This window comes from Methylocystis sp., from assembly GCF_050246715.1.
GTDB lineage: Bacteria > Pseudomonadota > Alphaproteobacteria > Rhizobiales > Beijerinckiaceae > Methylocystis.
The window spans coordinates 17,666-34,694 of record NZ_JBFWVN010000007.1; the positions used below are offsets into that span (position 1 = coordinate 17,666).

Consider the following 17,029-nt stretch of genomic DNA (forward strand, 5'->3'; position numbering starts at 1 on the left):
GCCTAACTTTTATGCAAAATGGGGCCGGATGAAAATTTGTTCTCGCGACTGTGGCGTCAATGTCACAATTTTCGGAGGCGCATAGCGCGTTCTGTTGATTTCACAGGGCTCGCTTTGTCAGAAACCGAACAAGCCATGCTCATTTTATGTCGAATCAGATCGATTGGGTCGTTGAACGATACTTGTCGATGCTCAAGCGTCGCCCTTTGTAAAGGATGGGTGGCGACGGCCTGGCCGCGGCGCCAGGCCCGTGAAAAAGGAAGAGCGACATGGCGGAAGCGGGGCGCGAGCAACCGGAGGGCCCCGATTTCTCGCTGGGAGTCGCTCCCCAGGACGTCTCGGACGATCGTCCCTTGCTCGGTCACGTGGCAGGCGAGGGGGCCGTCATGGCGCGGCAAGGCGGTTCGTTCTTCGTGATCGGCGCCTATTGCACCCATTATCACGGGCCATTGGCCGACGGGCTTGTGGTCGGCGGTTCGATCCGCTGTCCCTGGCACCACGCCTGTTTCAGCCTGCGCAGCGGCCGCGCCTTGCGGGCGCCCGCCTTTGATCCCTTGCCGCGGTGGCGGGTCGAGCAGGTTGACGGCAAGGTTTTCGCCCGCGAAAAACTTTCCGATCCAGCGCCGGCTGCGCATAAGGGCGACGCCCAACCGCGCAGCGTCGTCATCGTCGGCGGCGGGGCGGCCGGCTTCGCCGCCGCGCAGATGTTGCGGGCGGAAGGCTATGACGGAATTCTGGAGTTGATCAGCGCGGATCTGGCCGCGCCCTACGACCGGCCCAATCTCTCCAAAGACTATCTGGCGGGAACGGCTCGGCCCGAATGGCTGCCTCTGCGCGATCCGGCCTGGTATCGGGACAATGGCGTCCAGCTGCGTCTGGGCTGCCAAGTTGAGTCGCTCGATCCGGTGGGCAAGCGCTTGACGCTCGCCGACAGCGTGACGCTCTCATATGACGCACTGCTGATCTCGACGGGCGCCTTTCCGACGAAGCTGCCGACGCCGGGCGCCGATCGAAACCATGTTCACTATCTGCGCTCGCTGGCCGACTCCGACCGCCTCATCGCCGCCTGCGCCGGGGCGCGCCGCGTCGCCGTGATCGGCGCGAGCTTCATCGGTCTTGAAGCGGCGGCGTCGCTGCGCGCCCGCGGTCTCGACGTTCATGTCGTCGCGCCGGAGGCGATCCCGATGGCGCGCATTCTCGGACCTGAAATTGGCGCGCATGTGCGGAAGCTGCACGAGCGCCACGGCGTCGTCTTCCATCTCGAAGATACGGCGACGGAAATCGGCGAACGCGCGCTGACCTTAAAAAGCGGCGCGATTCTCGAAGCCGACCTCGTGGTCATTGGCGTGGGCGTCAAGCCGGATCTCTCCCTCGCCCAGTCCGCGGGCCTTGCCACGGACCGCGGCGTGATCGTCGACGAATATCTGCAAACCAGCGCGCCTGACGTTTATGCGGCCGGCGACATCGCGAGCTGGCCCGACAAAATCACCGGCGAGCGGATTCGCGTCGAACATTGGGTGGTCGCGGAGCGTCAAGGTCAGACGGCTGCCCGCAACATTCTTGGCCGCAAGGAAAAATTCGAGGCCGCGCCCTTTTTCTGGAGCCAGCACTATGACCAGACGATCTCCTATGTCGGCCACGCCGCCTCATGGGACCGGCTGGAAATTTCAGGCGATCCCGTCGTCGACTGCGCCGTGTCGTACTTTAAGGGCGACAGGCTGCTCGCGGTCGCGACGATCGGGCGAGACCTCGACAATCTTCGCGCCGAAGCAGCTTTTGAAACGCGCATAGGCGCCGAGGCGCCGGAAGCGATCGAATAGCGCCGCGCGCTATTCGAAACGTCCGCAGGCGTGGCCAAGCATGGTGTAGACCTTGCCGGCGTCGCCGGTCAGCAGATCGAGCGCTTTCGAGCCGTCGCGATCGTTGCGGCTCGTCTCGACGAGCAGATCCTCGAAATGCTTGATGTAGTGATCGGCCGTCGCGCGAAATTCCTGATCCGTGCGATAGCGGCGTCGGGTTTCGTCGAAGGCCTGATGGCCTTGCGCCGTGTAGAGACGCCGACCGAAAAGTCCGCCCTTCTCGCCGCGCTGATAACGGCGCCAGAGCTCGGTGACGGCGGCGTTGTCGATCATGCGCGCGATGTCGAGCGTCAGACTGTCGAGCGCGCCGGAGCCGGCCAAAGGTCGCGCCGGACGCGCCGGTTGCTGGGCTTCGTCGAACGAGGCGCGCGCCAGCAGGTCGCTCAGCCATCCGCCGTTTGGCTGGCGGCTCGACAGATTTTGCGCGCCGGCCCGCGGCGATGCGGCTTCCCTGCGCGCGGGCTGATCCAACGAGGCGCGGCGGGGCGGAGGAGCGCTCGGTTCGACGGCGTCATAGGCTCGGCTCGAACGCGCAACGATGTCGGAGAGATCGTTCAGCGCCTTCACCTGATCGCCCATGACCCGCCGCAGCGTCGCCGCTTGCTCCGCCGCTTCCTGCGGTATCTCGCTCGCGCCGCGGCGCACTTCCTGGCGGGTCTTCTCGATCTCGCTATGGATGGCGCGCGCCATGCCGCGAATTTCGCTTGCGGCTTGCTCGAATTTCGAACGCGCGCCGTCAAACAGCCCGGCGATTTCCGCATTGGCCTGCGCGTAGGCGGCGCGCAACGCTTCCGAGGTCTGCTCGCGTTCGCCTTCTGCGGCGGCGCGCACCTCGGCAAAGCGCGACTCGATCAGATCAGCGGTCTCCCTTGAGGTTTCGCTCAACGCGCCGCCAAGGTCGCGCGACCGCGCTTCGATTGAATGGAACGAGCGATCCATCAATTCGCTGAATGTTGCAATGGCGTTTTCGAGTTCGGCGCGCCGGCCTTCAATGGCCGCGGCCGCTTGTTCGAGCGAGTGATGGCGCTCGGCCATGGTCGCGTCGAGCGCCTGCTGGCTTTGCGCCAGTCTTTCGGCGCTCCGGGCCAGCGAATGTTGTCTCTGGTCGAGCGCCTCGACGATGGCGTTGGCGTCGCGCATCGAGTCGCTCGCCGTCGCGGTGACTTGCTCGATCTGCGTCGAGGCTTCGGTTAGCGCGCCTCGGAACTCGTCGAGCCGCTGGCCGAGCTCGTGTTCGAGCGTGACGAGATTGCCGCCGGCTTGGTCGACGATCGCGTGCAGAGAGGCGTTGGTCTGGCCGAGTCCGTCGAGAAGGATGGGCAACTCGGCGCGAATCTTGTCGTTCGTCGCCAAAAGAGCCGCAACCGAATTCCGCGCGCTGGCGTCGAGCGTCAACGCCAGCGCCTCGCGCGAAGCGTTGAGCGTGTCGGTCAACTCGTCGCTCTTCACGCCGAGGCGCGAGACAAGGTCGGCGCCGGCGCTTTCGACGGCGGTCGCCGCCAGATCGGCAACCTCGGTCAATTCTTTGGCGACGGCCGCGCCGCGTTCATCGAGCACCGCGCGCATTTGCATGAGCCGCGCGTCGAGCGCGCCGCTGACTTCGGTGACTCGCTCGGTGAGCGACTGACCGAGATCGCCGGTGCGCGCGTGAAGCGTCGTATCGAATTCGCGCTGCGCGCCGGCCAGAATTTCTTTGATGTCCTGCAACCGCGCGTTGATCGTGTCCACGACCAGCCGGCCTCTTTCGTCGATCTCCGAAGAAGCCGCGCCGAGCCGGCTGACGACATTGGTCTCGAGAAGGGCGATGCGATTGTCGAGTGTCGACTCCAGCTCCTTGGCCTGTCCTCCCAGTGTTTGATTGATCTCCTCCGTTCTCGACGCCAGAGCCTGAGCGAGTTCGCTCGATCGCGACAGGAGCACCCAGTCGACGTCTTTGATCTTGGCGTCCAACGCCTGCATGACTTGGCGTCCGCCATCTTCCAGCACGCGCGCGACGTCGCTGGCGTGTTTGGAAAGCGCGTCTTTCAGCAGATCGCCGCCCACGCCGAGGCCGGCGTCGACGCGTCCGACCAACTGATCGATGCGGTCGGCAGCCTCCACTGTTCGAGCGCTCGCGGTGCTCTCGAAGGCTTCGATCTTGTTGGACATTGTCGAGGCGAGGTCGATCGCGCGCGCGCCGAGCCTTTCGAGGAGATGGCCGCCCTTGTTTTCGATCGTTTCGTCGATTTCAGCCAATTTCGCATCGATTTCATCGGCGAAATGCCGAGAATTGTCGCCGATACGGGCGTTGTAATGCTCGACTTGCGCCGACAGCCGGTCGACGAGCGCGCCGCCCTCGGCGCGCAGCGTTTGATCGAGCGACTGCAACCGGTTGTCGAGCTGATGGGCGATCTGTTGCGCTTGCGCGTCGAGGCGCGCGGCCACATCGGCCGTTCGCGTCGTCAGATCGTCGACAAGCTGCGTTCCCTTGTTGCCGATCGCGTCTTCGACGGCGGCGAGACGTTGCGTGAGTTCGCCGCTGAGACGTTCGGCATGCGCGCCGACTCGATCGGCGACCGCGCCGCCGTCGCGCAGCAGCGCATTCTCGAACTGCGTGAGATGCGCGCCGAGCGTCTCTGCGATGCGCTGGCCCTTATCCGCCAGCGAGGCGACGACCTCTTTGCTGTCGGACAAGACGGCGTCCTCAAAGGAGCCAAGCCGGTCGTCCAGCAGTTCATGGAGCCGTTCACCCTGGGTCGCAATCGCGAGAACGGCGTCGTTCGCCGTTGTCGCCAAGCGCTCGTGCATCGTTTCGGCGTTTTCGGCGAGCGCCGAAGAAGCATCGGCGACGCTTTGGCGAAGCTTGTCGCGCAAGGCTGCGCTATGCGTGTCAAATTCCTGCAGCGCGAGTTCGCGCGTCGTCTCCATGGTTTTGGCGACGAGCATGCCCGCATTCTCCAGCGCATTAAGCCGCTCGTCGAGCAATTCGTCGACGCGCGTCGTATGTTCGCTGACGACCGATGCGACGCTGTCGCTATGACGCTTGATGGCGTCTTCGAATGAGCCGAGCTTTTCGGCGAGGCTCACGTCAACGCGACTGGCGTGCGCTGTCAGGCGGTCGGCGATCTCGCCGCCGCGGCCCACGAGCACGGTTTCGATGGCCTCGAGACCCTGCGCGACAGCGTCGTTGACCTGTCCGGCATTGCCGGCGACGCTCTCTTCGAAGGCGGAAAGCTTTTCGCCGAGTTCGACGGCGGCGCGCTCGGTGCGGGCGGCCACCCGGGCCGCCAATTCTTCTCCCTGGCCTGCAACCAGGTCTTCGAATTTCGAGAGACCCTGAGACAGGGCGGCGGTCGCGCGTTCGCCATGTTCGCCGACCCGCTGGACGATTTCCTCGCTGTGGCGCGTGACCGCCTCTCCGAAGGCGGCGAGCTGCGCCGAGAGGCCCGATGCGGCGCGTTCGCCGCGCTCAGCGACGCGTTCGGCGATGTCGTCGCCGTGACGCATGACGGCCTCTTCAAAGGCCGAGAGTTGCGCTGACAGCGTCGATGTCGCGCGTTCGCCCTGCTCGCCCACGCGCTGCGCGATCTGTTCGCCATGTTGCGTGACGGCGCTTTCGAACGAGGCCAGCTGAGCCGAAAGCGTCGACACTGCGCGCTCGTTCTGTTCGCTGACGCAAAGCGTGATTTCTGAACTGTGCCGCGCAACCGTCTCCTCAAAGCTGGTGAGTTCGCTCGCGACTGTCGATGATGCGCGTTCGCCGTGCTCGCTCACGCGCGCGGCGACTTCGTCGCTGAGGCGCGTGACCGCTTCCTCGAACGCGGCGAGCCCAGACACGAGCGACGAAGCGGCGCGGTCGCTATGTTCGCCGACGCTCCGCGCGATTTCCTCGCTGCGCAACGCCACGGCGTTTTCGAAAGCGGCGAGCTGAGTGGCGACGGCCGTCGCGGCGCGGTCGCTGTGTTCGCCGACGCTCTGCGTGATTTCCTCGCTGCGCGACGTAACGGCGTTTTCGAAAGCGGCAAGTTGGGTGGCGACGGTGGTCGCGGCCCGCTCGCTATGTTCGGCGACGCGCGAGACGACGTCATCTCCGTGCCGCGCAAAAGTGTCCTCGAAGGCTGCGAGTCCGTCCGAAATGGCGGAGCTGACGCGGTCGCCATGTTCAGCGATGCGTATGGCGGCTTCCGAACTGTTGCGAACGACAGCGTCTTCGAAGGCGGCAAGCCGCTCGACGACAGTGGTCTCGATCTGCTGCCCGCGTTCGGCGATGCGTTCGGCGACGTCGCCGCCGCGGCCGAGCACGGTTTCTTCGAACGCGGCAAGCCGCTCGACGACGGTAGTCTCGATCTGTTGACCGCATTCCGCGATGCGTTCGGCGACCTCGCCGCCGCGGCCGACCACCGTCTCTTCGAAGGCATGAAAATTGTCGGCGAGCGCTTCGTTGAGTCGGTCGCCATGCTGCCCGATCGCCGACACGGCTTCGCTGGCGGCGGCGACGAAGCGCTGCTGCAGGGCGTCGACCTGTTCGACGAGCGCCGTAGAGTTCTGGTTCAGGCTGCGCGAGATCGCCTCATGCAGCGCCTGGCCGCGCGCGTCGAATTCGCTCTGCGCCTTTTGATGCGTCTCATCAAGCAGGCCGACGATTCGCGTTTCCGCCGTCTCAAGCGTGGTTCGAGCATGTTCGACATGTTCGGCGACGCGGGCGGTGAGGCGCTCCTGCGTTTCGGCGAGCGAGCGCTCGAACGAGCCACCCTGCGTTTCGATGGTTTCGCGAATGGCGTCGCCGGTTTCGGCGAGCTGCGCGACGATCCGTTCTCCCCGGCCGCCGACCGCTTCGGAAAAACCGGCGCCGATCTCTTCGAACCGTTCGAGCATTTCGGCGCCGCGCGCGCCAAAGTCGCTGGCGATCGTATCGCCTGCGGCTTCCAGCTTGCGTTCGAAGTCCTCGGCGCCTTCAGCGAAGCGGCGGCTCACGTCGTCGCTTGCGCCAGCCACTTTTTGCGCGACTTCGTCGCCTGTCTGAGCAAGAGCGAAGAGCACGCGTTCGCCATGACTCGCGAGAGTCGATTCGAATGCGTCTCCCGCTTCGTCAAGCGCGAGCTTAATCTCTTCGCCCTTCGAGCCGAGGGAGGAGGCGACGCGCCCCCCCGCCTGGCTCACCGCTTCGGCAAGATGGACCGAGGTGGTGGCGAGTTCCTGAGAAAGCGTCTCGCGCGCGCCAAAAAGCGCGGTCCGCGCATTGTCGGCGTTGACGATGATGGCCTCGCGTTCGCGCGTCAGCTCGTCGATGAGCAGACGAATGCGCCGCTCATTGTCGGTGTAGGAGCGTTCGAGGTTGGTGACCTCCGTGCGCACGATCACTTCGAGTTCGCCGGCGCGCGCCAGCGCGCGTTCGATGCCGTCGCCCATGGAAGCGGCTTCGCGTCGAATGGCCTGTGACAGCGAGACGATCTGTTCGGTGGCCACCGTCTCCGGCTCGATGAGTCGAATGGCCACTTCAGTCATGGAATTGGCGATGAGCCGCATCTCATGGGCGCGGCGCGCCATCAATCCGGTGAGGAAGAGAAAGACCAGGGGCGCGATGAGCGCCGCGAGCGTTAGCACCGGCTTCGGCGCGAGTATCGAATTCTCGCCATCGAGGATTTCTCCTTGATGGAAATAAAGATACAGAACCCAGCAGGCCGCCCACAGCGCCATCGCGGCGAATGTGAGGGCCATGATCGAGCGGTTCGGCTTGATCTGCAGCGCCTGCCGCAACTCGCCGACCGTGCGACGGTCATCATTCGCCGGCGCAAAGGCGGGGGCGACGACGCCATGCTGCGGCGGTTGACGGTTCTGCGGCTCGCCAGCGGGCGCCGGCCGGCGCTGGTCTGCGGCCTGCGCGTCTGCTTGGGGGGTCGCGGCCGGGTTCGATCGGTCGTTCGCCTCCGCTGAGGCGTCCGGCGTCGCGCCGGTGTCCAGCGCCTCCTCGACCGCCGACAGAGCGGCGGTGGCCGCGTCCTGGATCTTTCCCGATGTCGCCATACACCCCACTCCAGCCGGCGCAGAACCACGCGGTCCGGCCGAAATCTGCGGCCTGCCGCCAGACGGCTGCCGGTGAATAAAGATTAACCAAACTTTACAGCCCATTCTGGGCAATTGAAACATAGGGGCGGCGCGTATCGGGAAACTTCGTTAACGCCTCCTTCAGGTTACGCGCGCCAGTGTTGAGGATAAGCGCTGTCTGGCGCCTTGGTCGCGGGCTCCCAGGCTTCGCGCTCTGCTATAAATATCAAGGAGAACAGGGAATGGGGATGGCGAAACTCGCGGAATCGGCCTTTCTGAACTGCGAAGCTCAGCCGCAGCCGCTTTTGGAGGCGGAGGCGGAACCGCCGATCGACCTCGTTCATCTCTCCCGCCAGACCTTCGGCGACCATAATCTCGAACAGGAGCTGCTGGAGCTGTTCGACGCGCAGGCGGCGCAGTGCGCCGAGCGCCTGCGTGCGCCCGCCAGGCTCGGCGACGCCGAATGGCGCATCCGACTTGCGCATACCATCAAGGGTTCAGCGCGGGCGGTGGGGGCGTTTGAGGTTGGAATTGCGGCGGAGGTCTATGAGCTGGCGTTGCGCGGCGAGGCGCCTGGCGTCGGCGACAAGCGCGACAGGCTCGACGCCGCATTAACGAGGGCGCGCGGCGCCATCGCGCTCTTGCTGGGCCGGTCGATTCAGAACGGCCCGACGGGGAAATATTTCAAATAAAGCTCGGCGAAGACGCCGCGTTGGGCGAGCCGGGCAAGCGCATAATCGAGCGCGCGGCGCAGCGGCGCATTGCCCTTCTTTACGGCAATGCCGATGCCTTCGCCAAAATATTTCGGATCGGTGAAGGGTCCGTCTCGAAAGACGCAGCAACCGGCGGCTTCAGCGCCGTTCAGCCAGTACGAAAGAGAGATCGCGTCGCCGAAGAGCGCCTGAACGCGGCCGTTTTTGAGCGCGTTGCGGGCCAAGGCGGGCGTTTCGAACGTCATCAATGTCGAGCGCGGATAGAAGGCTTTGAGAAAGGCCTCGTGCCGCGAGCCGGCGACCACAGCGATCGGCCGGTCGGCGAAAGTGGGGGGGGAAGCGGATTTCAGGGTCGTATCGGCCTGCACCGCGAAGCGCCCCGGCGTCGTCATGTAAGGCCCAGAGAAATCTACCTGTTTTCTGGTTTCGTCGTTGATCGCGAGCGAAGCGATGATGGCGTCGCCGCTATTGTCGTTGAGCGCGGGGATCAGCAGGTCCCACCGCCGTCTCTGGATGGTGCAGGCGATGTCGAGTTCGACGCAGATCGCCCGCGCGAGATCAATGTTGAAGCCCGCGACCTGCCCGTCCGGCAGCAGGAAGTTGAACGGCGGATAGTCGTCCTCGGTGAGGAACCTGATCTGTCGCAATCCCGAGAGGTCCGGCTTGTCCGGCGTGCGGTTGGGGTCCCAGAACGAAGGCGCCGTCGCGGCGGGCGGCGTTGGCGCGGCCGAGGCCGGAGCAGTCGCCGCGTCCTCCGCGTTCGCGGCCGGCAGGCAGGTCAAAATGACGAGCGCCGCGAGCGCCGCGCGAAGCGAAGCGAGAAGAGCCGATCGGGGCGAGCAGTGCCTAGGGCGCAAAAAGTTCATACGGCGCATAAAGTTATTGCATAGCTCCAGCTGGAGATCGATAGTCGTTCGAAGGCCGCCTGCTTTCGCCGGAATATTGCATGAATTTCGTTCCGATCGATAGTGCCGCCGCCTCTTCTGCTTCGCCGATCGGGGATGATCTTCGCCAGCCCGTCGGCAGACGGGCGTTCGCCGGGGCCGCCGTCGATCGCCGAGCCCCGCCGCATCGCGCGTCCGCGCCGCAATCCGTTCCCGTCGAAATCGCCTTTTTGTCTGGCCATGGCGTGCCGGAGGAAGTGTTGCGGTTCGCCGCGGCGACGGCGCGCCGCCAAGGAGTTTGCGCGGACCAAGCGCTGCTCGCTGAGGGGCTCGTCGCAGAGGGTGTCTTCTATCGGGCGCTGGCGAAACATCTTAACGTTGACTTCATCGACAGTCCTATCGAAGTCTGCGCGTCAGGCGTTGCGACGGTCGAATGCGGCTATGCGCGGGTTCGCGATGCGTCGCGCGGCTATCTTTGGCTGTTTGCGCCGAGCGGCGCCGGCGTCTTCCGGTTGATGAGCGTGCGGCGCGCAGCGAAAGGGCGGGCGCTTTTCGCCATCACCACTCGAACGCGCTTCCTCGAGGCGGTGCGCCGCGCTGATCCCGACGGGGCCGCCCGCAACGCGGCCTTTCTCGCTGAACGCGTCGACAGCGAACTCTGCGCGCGCGGCGGCCTTCAGCGGGGACGGGTGGGAGCTGCTCATTGCGTTGATCGCGCTCGCGGCGAGCCTCTACGCGCCCCTTTTCCTGCTGCGACTTGCATCGGCTCTGCTTCTTTCAGCCATGTTCCTTTGCGGCGTGTTGCTGCGGCTGTTCGCCTGCGCGGCGAGCTTTGAGCCATGCGCGGATGCGGAGCCGCTCGAAGACGATGCGCGGCTGCCGATCTACACCATCGTGCTGGCGCTCTATCAGGAAGCCGCGGTCGTGCGTCAACTCACCCGCGCGATCGACCGGCTGGATTATCCGGTATTATGTAGCTGATGCAAGTCGCCGAAATGGCGGCAACGCCGCCGATTTGCGACAATCGTCGCATGGCCGACCCGCACATTCTCACGACGTTGCGCGCCAAGCGCGACCAGATGGAAGCCGCGATTCGAGCCTATGAGAAGAAAACGGAAGCGCTCCGACGCGATCTGGCCCATGTGAACGCCACGCTGCGGCTGTTCGAGCTAAACGGCGCGCATGAGGTGTTCCCGGTCCACATGGACCTAACACGGCTGTTCAAGCGCGGCGAGGTCTGGCATATCTGCCAAGAGGCTCTTGCGGGCGCTCCAGAAGGATTGGACACGCGAGAGCTGGCGTTAGCCGTGATCCGAGCCAAGGGCATGGACGAAGGCGACGCCGTCCTGCGCAAGGCGATCAATTACCGGATCGTACAGGCGATGCGGATGCAGGAAATGCGGGGAAGAGTTGTTGGCTTGGGCAAGCGAAAGTCAGTTCGCGTGTGGTCGTCTCAGCCAAGCTAATGCCTATTGCTTACGACAATATGGCCGATAGCTTGGAGCGCCTTAGGCTTTTTCATCCAGACAAAACATATCCCGACCCCAAGAGCGAAACCAACAATTGCCAGCGGTTCCTTCACAAACATCGTGATAAGGAAAACCAAAAGCGCGCCCGTGAACGCAGCTAGGGAATACACTCCAAAAAGGACGACCCACCTTGTCCTGCGGGGAGATAAATGATTATGAGTCATCTCTCGTCGTCTTCCCGTTGGCCTTTAGATTTTCCCTCATCTCGTCGATCCCGAGCCAGAAGAAAACCAAAAGCGTTGCGAGGATGGCCCCGTCAAAGAGCCATTCCACCGGCACCGTGTCGAATAGTTTAGGGTCATGGCCTGCTACCACAAGCCATTTGGTCGCGATTAAAATTGCTATGGTAACTGCAGCGACTACGATATGGGAAGCCATACAAGCGCAGCAATGAAAGGCCGCAACAAATGGAGCGCGCCACGACATAAAATAATTCTCGCATTTGTGTCTTCACTTGGAAGCGCTTGAAGCAATCGGCATGGGCCAGCATATCTAATAACTATGGTCAGAGCAATTTGTTAAACAAACATTAACATTTTCAATTATCTATTTGATAGTCTTTGCCAGTAGCCCTTCCACTGCCGAGATACCGGATGCGTGAGCGCCGCATTCGCGACCATCAAATATTGCTCCCCGTTGCTCACGCGACGGTGATCCTCGCGCCAAGCCATTTCTCGGCTGTAGGCTACGAGATATGGGCCGGACAGATGATGGAAGTGGCCAGCTTCGGCTCGGCGGATGCGTGAGAAGAAGCTTTCCGCCGCGTTCGTGCAAGCCTCACCGTCGCTGTAGGAATGCTGATGGTTAATGCGCTTCATCAAGAAGATCGCGTGAAGCTTGTCCCAATGAGCCGCTTCGTCTGCATGAACGGTCGCATCCGGCGCCACGCGCTCGGCGATCGTTTCGACTGACTCGCCTTCCGTACGGAACGCGAAAGGAAGTGTGCGACCGTTGCGCTCGCGCATGACAACTACGACACGGCGCTTGCCGGTCTGATTTTCAGCCTTGCGGCGATCAATCCGGTTTTCCTTATAGTTGGCCGGGCGAACGTGGCCGCCGATATAGCAGCCGTCCACTTCAACTTCGCCGGACAACTGCAGCGTCTCAACTTCGGCAGCAAGAGCCTCACGTATTTTGTGGGCGAGGACAAAAGCTGTCATGTAGCTGACATTTAAATCGCGCGACAACGCAAGCGCATTCTTTCCCTTCACCTCGTTGACGAAAATCGCAATCGCCAACAAGTAGTCACGGATAGGGAGCTTACGGTCGGCAAAGATAGTGCCGGACGTGACGCTAAATTGGCGATTGCAGCTTTTGCACATGAACGCTGGGCGGCACTTGAGCGCATATACGCCCAAGCAGCCGCAACGCGGACAAACTGGCTGGCCTTCAGTCGACGCCCAGCGAATGAGGCGGAAGGCGTCGCGGGCTTCTTCGTCTGTCATGCGCGCCACTTTCGCCAGCGAGAGCGAGCGGGCGGCGGCGGAAAGAAGGAAGTGCTGGGCCATCTGCGTCTGTCCAACGATTTTCGTTAGACATGACGATAAGAGTTAGCATTTTGGGTGTCAATAACGATTTTCGTTCGTCTTGATGATTTTGTTCTTTGCTGCTATTCCTGTCCCATGACCCCAGCACAGTGTCGCGCAGCTCGCGGATTTCTCGATATTTCTCAAGACGATTTGGCGATAGCCGCGAAGGTCGGGCTTTCGACGGTCCGGAATTTTGAGAAGGGGCGGAGCATTCCGATAGGGAACAATCTATCGGCAATTCAATCTGTTCTGGAGCGGCGCGGGGTACGTTTTGTTTTTGAAAACGGGACATATGGCGTCCTATTCGCGCCGCCCGAAAAAGGTAGCGCGGTGTAGACAGGATTCGCTGATTCTGCTAAAGAAAAAGGTGGAGATAACGGGAGTCGAACCCGTCGGCTGAACTTGATGAGGGTCCCGTCCGGCGAACCTGCTATCCCCAGTGAGCGGTCGCCACGCCAACGCAATGGCGACCGTTCGGCCATAAGAAGTTTATCTTCTCATGTGCCACCTCCATTCTGCCCAGGGTTGGGGGCCTTGTCTGAAAATCCTGGGAAAGAGTCTGCAGAAACAGACTCCGGCTTAGAACCCGTAGGCGCACTTTCCGACGGCGTGCCTACGGGTTCATTCGATTTGGGGAATAGATAATTTTTCGGCAGCAAATACTTCGTGCCGTTTTTTTTCAGTTGGCCACGCTTCCACATACGCCAAGCAATCGGCCCAACAACGTCTGGGCGAACCGCTGACCACCACCTCTTGGCGATAAAGTCCCTGATATCGGCGGGCTCTAATCCACCATTCAGCATCGCCTCCGGCGTCGCCAGCGATTCTAGGACCATGTCCGGCATTGTCGGAATATTGGCCGGTTTAGCGTGAGGCGGCACGGGCGGTGACGATACTTCATCTTCAATTTCGGCTAATGCCTGATCAAATTCTTGATTCTCAAGACGGGTTAAGACTCTTGCCGCCACTTCGAGTTCAGGCAACTCCGCCTGTAATGCAGAAATGCGGTCGCGGCATTCTTGAATTTCTTTTTCGATTTCAGCCTTGCGGCGACGGATAAGGGCTAACGGCTGCGTCATGGCTGATGGTTAATCCACGCCGAGCGTTGAGTCAACGGCGGAGATATGGCTGTTCCTGATTTTTTCCTTATCTGGTATCCTGCGCATTATCGACACATGCGAATATCTTTATGTCTAACTGGTAAGAAAAAAACTTATCAGCAAGTCGATTTCTTCGCACGGCCACTTGCAAAAGGCGAACGCCAAAATCATTTGATTGGAACAAGCGTCAGCGTCAGTGAAAAACCCACCAACCGAAAGACATATCATGTCGAACAGCAAAGGGCCTTCGGGTAAGGCGTCCTCTAAATGCATTCCGTCGCCGCTAACGTCTCCCAAAATCAAGCACATTGCTTCGGAAGGGTTGCGTGCGCCGAGCACTCTATCAACGAAACAGACTCAGGAACTCGCGGCGTCTGTTATGGCCCATATTGAGCCGCGCAAACCTCCGCCGCGCGGCAAGTAACTAGATCATGGTCATCCGCTTAATGGCGCAAGCGGGGATTCTTATGATCCCGCTTGCTTGAATTTTTGAACGGCGAACATCTCCTAAATTTGGCGCGATAGCGACCGCGTCCTCGGTCCGAGCGATCAAATATCCGACCGATACGCAACCAACCGTTTCTGGCACTTCGTAGTCATCTACCCATTGCCAGCCGCTAACAGGCTGCGAGCTGTCTTCCCATTCGACAATAACCAAATCGTATGGGGTCGCAGGTCGTTGCTCGGGATTCCTCTTTATTTTCATGCTGGGCGTCACAAACCGTTGTTTCGTCTCATCCTTGCATCAGCTAGATAATACCGGGATTATCCGCGCGCAAAGCTCGACGTGAAATTCGTCATCGAAGCCGACGACGAAGCGACGGCGGCGGCGTTGCGGGCGCATCCGCCCCGAGCGCCGCATGAGATCGTGGTTGCGCCTGAAGGCGTTCCGCGCACCAAGCCGCGCGCCCTCAACGTCGCGATGCCGCTCGCGCGCGGGTCGCTCGTCGCCGTATTCGACGCGGAAGACCTGCCCGAACCGCGCCAGCTGCGCCGCGCGGCGACGCGCTTCGGCGCCGCGCCGAATGTCGCCTGCCTGCAGGCGAGCCTCGCCATTGACAATGGCGAATTGAACTGGATGACGGCGCTGTTCGCGCTCGAATGCGCCGCGCTCTTCGATGTTCACAACAGGGGCCTCGCCTCGATGGGCCTGCCGTTTTTTCTCGGCGGCACCTCAAATCATTTCCGCATCGAGGCGCTGCGCGAGATCGGCTTTTGGGACGCGTTCAACGTCACCGAAGACGCCGATCTCGGTCTGCGGCTGGCGCGCGCCGACTTCGAGGTGCGCACGCTCGATTCGCAAACCTTCGAGGAGGCGCCGGCGTCTTTCACGGCGCTGGTGCGACAGCGCACCCGCTGGTTCAAGGGTTGGATGCAGACCTTCGTCGCCCATTGCCGCCGGCCGCTGCGGCTGTTCGCCGATCTTGGCCCGCGTCGCGCCATTTCCGTGCTCGCAACGTTCGGTGGTGCATTGTTCGGGCCTTTGCTCGGCCCGTTCCTGGCGGTGCGGATGGCGTATGATGTTCTGTTCGGCGCGCTGCTGACGCCGGCCTCGCCTTTCGAGATCGCGCTCAGCACGCTGTGGTGCTTTCTAATGATCGCCGGGGCGGCGGCTCTCCTTCTCCCGCTCGCCATCGGCATGCGTCGGGGCGAACTTACGCGGCATCGCCCGTCGCTGATATATCTGCCGCTGTGGCTGGCGATGCTGAGCCTCGCCGCCTGGCGCGCCATTTATGAACTCTGGCGGCGTCCCTTCCACTGGGAAAAGACCCAGCACGGGCTCACAATGCGCAGCGCTCACGACACGGAAGTAAACGTCGATCCGTTTAGCTCACGAGAAGAGCCATTGTTTGATCAGGAAGCCGGCGCTTAGGGCCTTGCCGTAATGCTCATGCAGCGCGACGTGAGTCATGCCGGCGCGCGGCAGATCGGACTTCTTCAGACGCTTGAAGAAAGGAATGAGCACGTCCTCGAAATTCGCCACGGTGTATTTGCCGCCATGACGGTCGGCGACGCGCTCGGCGACATTAGTAAAGAGCAGCGCCAGGGCCTTGAACAGCGCCGGATGGGCGATCTGCTCGTCGGCGTTGTGCAGGCCGAGTCCATGCCGGCAGGCGCGCAGATAGGCGTTGAGCACGGCGTAGACTTCCTCGGCGCTTGCGTCGTCGAAGGCGCCCTTGATCGAACGCAGCGCGGCGTTGAAGGTGACGCGCGAAATCATGCCTTTGCGCCGCTCCGCCGGGCTGAGCAGGCCCTTGAGGGCGCTGTCGTTGTGGTTGTGGAAGAGATCGAAAACGTCATGCAGCAGCGCATCGGCTTTCGTCTCGACCTCTGAGAGGCGGCGGATGTCGAGCAAGAGTTCGTTGGGCACTGGCCGCTGCTTGGTGTTGATGTCCATGAACAGGCGACATTCTTCCGAGCGCTTGAGCTTGTTGTAGATCACCACGGGCACGTCGACCGCGCCTTTCGCCAGCTTGAAGCCGAAGACGCGATGCTGCCCGTCGATGATGAGGAAGGCGCGCGGGTCCTGCCGGAAAGTCAGCGTTCCAGCGGCGCGGTCATAATGCATATGGGCGCGCGACTGCGCCGACAGGACGACGGCGCCGGGAACCGTGCCGAAGCCGGCGTCGATATATTTGGCGATGGACTTGGCGCGCTTTACATCGAGCAGGCGCTGAAAACCCTCGATCGGATTTTCGACCCTTGGCTCGACGACGCAGGTCTCGGCGAGCAGGCTGCTGGGCAGCACCAGCGCGTAAAAGCGGTGCTTGCCCTGAGAGACCAGCTGCGCCGGAACGCTCATCGAATTCTTGCCGGCAGAGGCGGCGGAGCTGCGGTAGTCGGCGCCTTCGCCCGCCAAAGGGGCGGACTCGGCGATGTCGCCGAGCGTATCCCGATCCATGTTCTGATCCCTCGAAAGCGCGAACTTTGGCAGCGTTCGCGACAGCTGACTCGACGAATCGACCGGCACTCGTGTGCAAACGCTAAGCGGGAAAAGAGTCAAGAGCAAGACGCGTCGCGGGAAGAGGATCGATTTGAGTTCCGCAAAGCGCCACAAGCGGTCATGGAACGCGAGCGTCTCCTGCGTGGCTCGCCCGACCACAACATCGCAGCCGCCGCGCCAAGAAAGGTTCAGCTCAAGGGCCAGAGGCCTTGCATCGCGAGGATAGAAGCGGCGGTCCAGCAAGAGTTTCGTTATCGTCACAAGCGTTACATAGAAACCATTGCTCACGGACCTCCATAAACTATATCTTAATCAACGTTCATTGGCCAAGACGGCAGTGAATCGCGCAAGGCGATTTCATCCGCTATCGGCGGATTTCGGCCGATGGACAGGGCGCCTCAGCCCGAGAAGTTGAAGCGCGGAGCGCCGCCGTGCCGCCGTCGACGC

The 17,029-nt window shown here is 62.2% G+C and carries 10 protein-coding genes and 1 pseudogene; 6 read left to right on the plus strand and 5 right to left on the minus strand.

The genetic code is table 11. The features are described 5' to 3' along the window. The first annotated feature begins 269 nt into the window (after positions 1-269). Entirely contained in the window at positions 270-1,820 is a 1,551-nt protein-coding gene (locus AB7I51_RS04770) for an FAD-dependent oxidoreductase (protein ID WP_428403213.1), read from the plus strand. 9 nt (positions 1,821-1,829) lie between these two features. Here AB7I51_RS04770 and AB7I51_RS04775 read toward each other — a convergent pair whose 3' ends face one another. Then, complete coding sequence (locus tag AB7I51_RS04775) at positions 1,830-7,862, minus strand: apolipoprotein acyltransferase (protein ID WP_428403212.1); 6,033 nt, start codon at positions 7,860-7,862, stop codon at positions 1,830-1,832. Positions 7,863-8,131: 269 nt separating this feature from the next. Between AB7I51_RS04775 and AB7I51_RS04780 the strand changes: the two genes are divergently transcribed. Next, complete coding sequence (locus AB7I51_RS04780) at positions 8,132-8,575, plus strand: Hpt domain-containing protein (protein ID WP_428403211.1); 444 nt, start codon at positions 8,132-8,134, stop codon at positions 8,573-8,575. On the opposite strand, the gene AB7I51_RS04785 is transcribed toward AB7I51_RS04780, so the two are convergent. Continuing rightward, a complete protein-coding gene (locus AB7I51_RS04785) occupies positions 8,542-9,462 on the minus strand; it encodes a transporter substrate-binding domain-containing protein (protein ID WP_428403210.1) in 921 nt (306 codons plus the stop codon). The two genes, AB7I51_RS04780 and AB7I51_RS04785, sit on opposite strands and share 34 nt — an antisense overlap. A gap of 80 nt (positions 9,463-9,542) precedes the next feature. On the opposite strand from AB7I51_RS04785, the gene AB7I51_RS04790 reads away from it, so the two are divergent. Genes AB7I51_RS04790 through AB7I51_RS04800 form a run of 3 tightly spaced genes read left to right on the plus strand, consistent with a single transcriptional unit; the run spans position 9,543 to position 10,946 of the window. Next, complete coding sequence (locus tag AB7I51_RS04790; protein ID WP_428403209.1) at positions 9,543-10,316, plus strand: hypothetical protein; 774 nt, start codon at positions 9,543-9,545, stop codon at positions 10,314-10,316. Next, on the plus strand, positions 10,282-10,461 hold the full coding sequence (locus tag AB7I51_RS04795; protein WP_428406122.1) for a hypothetical protein: 180 nt from the start codon (positions 10,282-10,284) through the stop codon (positions 10,459-10,461). The genes AB7I51_RS04790 and AB7I51_RS04795 overlap by 35 nt, the downstream gene beginning before the upstream one ends. 50 nt (positions 10,462-10,511) lie before the next feature. Beyond that, a complete protein-coding gene (locus tag AB7I51_RS04800; RefSeq protein WP_428403207.1) occupies positions 10,512-10,946 on the plus strand; it encodes a hypothetical protein in 435 nt (144 codons plus the stop codon). A gap of 605 nt (positions 10,947-11,551) precedes the next feature. Here the strand turns inward: AB7I51_RS04800 and AB7I51_RS04805 are convergent. Together AB7I51_RS04805 and AB7I51_RS04810 are read right to left on the minus strand one after the other, a co-directional pair. Further along, positions 11,552-12,517 (minus strand): IS1595 family transposase, encoded by a 966-nt coding sequence (locus AB7I51_RS04805; RefSeq protein WP_428403206.1) that lies wholly within the window; start codon positions 12,515-12,517, stop codon positions 11,552-11,554. Positions 12,518-13,035: 518 nt separating this feature from the next. Beyond that, entirely contained in the window at positions 13,036-13,617 is a 582-nt protein-coding gene (locus AB7I51_RS04810) for a hypothetical protein (protein ID WP_428403205.1), read from the minus strand. Between the two features lie 802 nt (positions 13,618-14,419). Between AB7I51_RS04810 and AB7I51_RS04815 the strand changes: the two are divergent. Then, positions 14,420-15,511, plus strand: a pseudogene (locus tag AB7I51_RS04815) (glycosyltransferase family 2 protein); the annotation flags it as partial. Here AB7I51_RS04815 and AB7I51_RS04820 read toward each other — a convergent pair. After that, positions 15,470-16,540, minus strand: coding sequence for a DGQHR domain-containing protein (locus AB7I51_RS04820; RefSeq protein WP_428403204.1), 1,071 nt, complete (start codon positions 16,538-16,540; stop codon positions 15,470-15,472). The pseudogene AB7I51_RS04815 and the gene AB7I51_RS04820 sit on opposite strands and share 42 nt — an antisense overlap. Positions 16,541-17,029: the final 489 nt, after the last annotated feature.

Excerpts from the sequence above, each read along its gene's own strand:
- AB7I51_RS04770 (WP_428403213.1), top strand. The coding sequence starts at position 270 with ATGGCGGAAGCGGGGCGCGAGCAACCGGAGGGCCCCGATTTCTCGCTG.
- AB7I51_RS04775 (WP_428403212.1), bottom strand. The coding sequence starts at position 7,862 with ATGGCGACATCGGGAAAGATCCAGGACGCGGCCACCGCCGCTCTGTCG.
- AB7I51_RS04780 (WP_428403211.1), top strand. The coding sequence starts at position 8,132 with ATGGCGAAACTCGCGGAATCGGCCTTTCTGAACTGCGAAGCTCAGCCG.
- AB7I51_RS04785 (WP_428403210.1), bottom strand. The coding sequence starts at position 9,462 with ATGAACTTTTTGCGCCCTAGGCACTGCTCGCCCCGATCGGCTCTTCTC.
- AB7I51_RS04790 (WP_428403209.1), top strand. The coding sequence starts at position 9,543 with ATGAATTTCGTTCCGATCGATAGTGCCGCCGCCTCTTCTGCTTCGCCG.
- AB7I51_RS04800 (WP_428403207.1), top strand. The coding sequence starts at position 10,512 with ATGGCCGACCCGCACATTCTCACGACGTTGCGCGCCAAGCGCGACCAG.
- AB7I51_RS04805 (WP_428403206.1), bottom strand. The coding sequence starts at position 12,517 with ATGGCCCAGCACTTCCTTCTTTCCGCCGCCGCCCGCTCGCTCTCGCTG.
- AB7I51_RS04810 (WP_428403205.1), bottom strand. The coding sequence starts at position 13,617 with ATGACGCAGCCGTTAGCCCTTATCCGTCGCCGCAAGGCTGAAATCGAA.
- AB7I51_RS04820 (WP_428403204.1), bottom strand. The coding sequence starts at position 16,540 with ATGGATCGGGATACGCTCGGCGACATCGCCGAGTCCGCCCCTTTGGCG.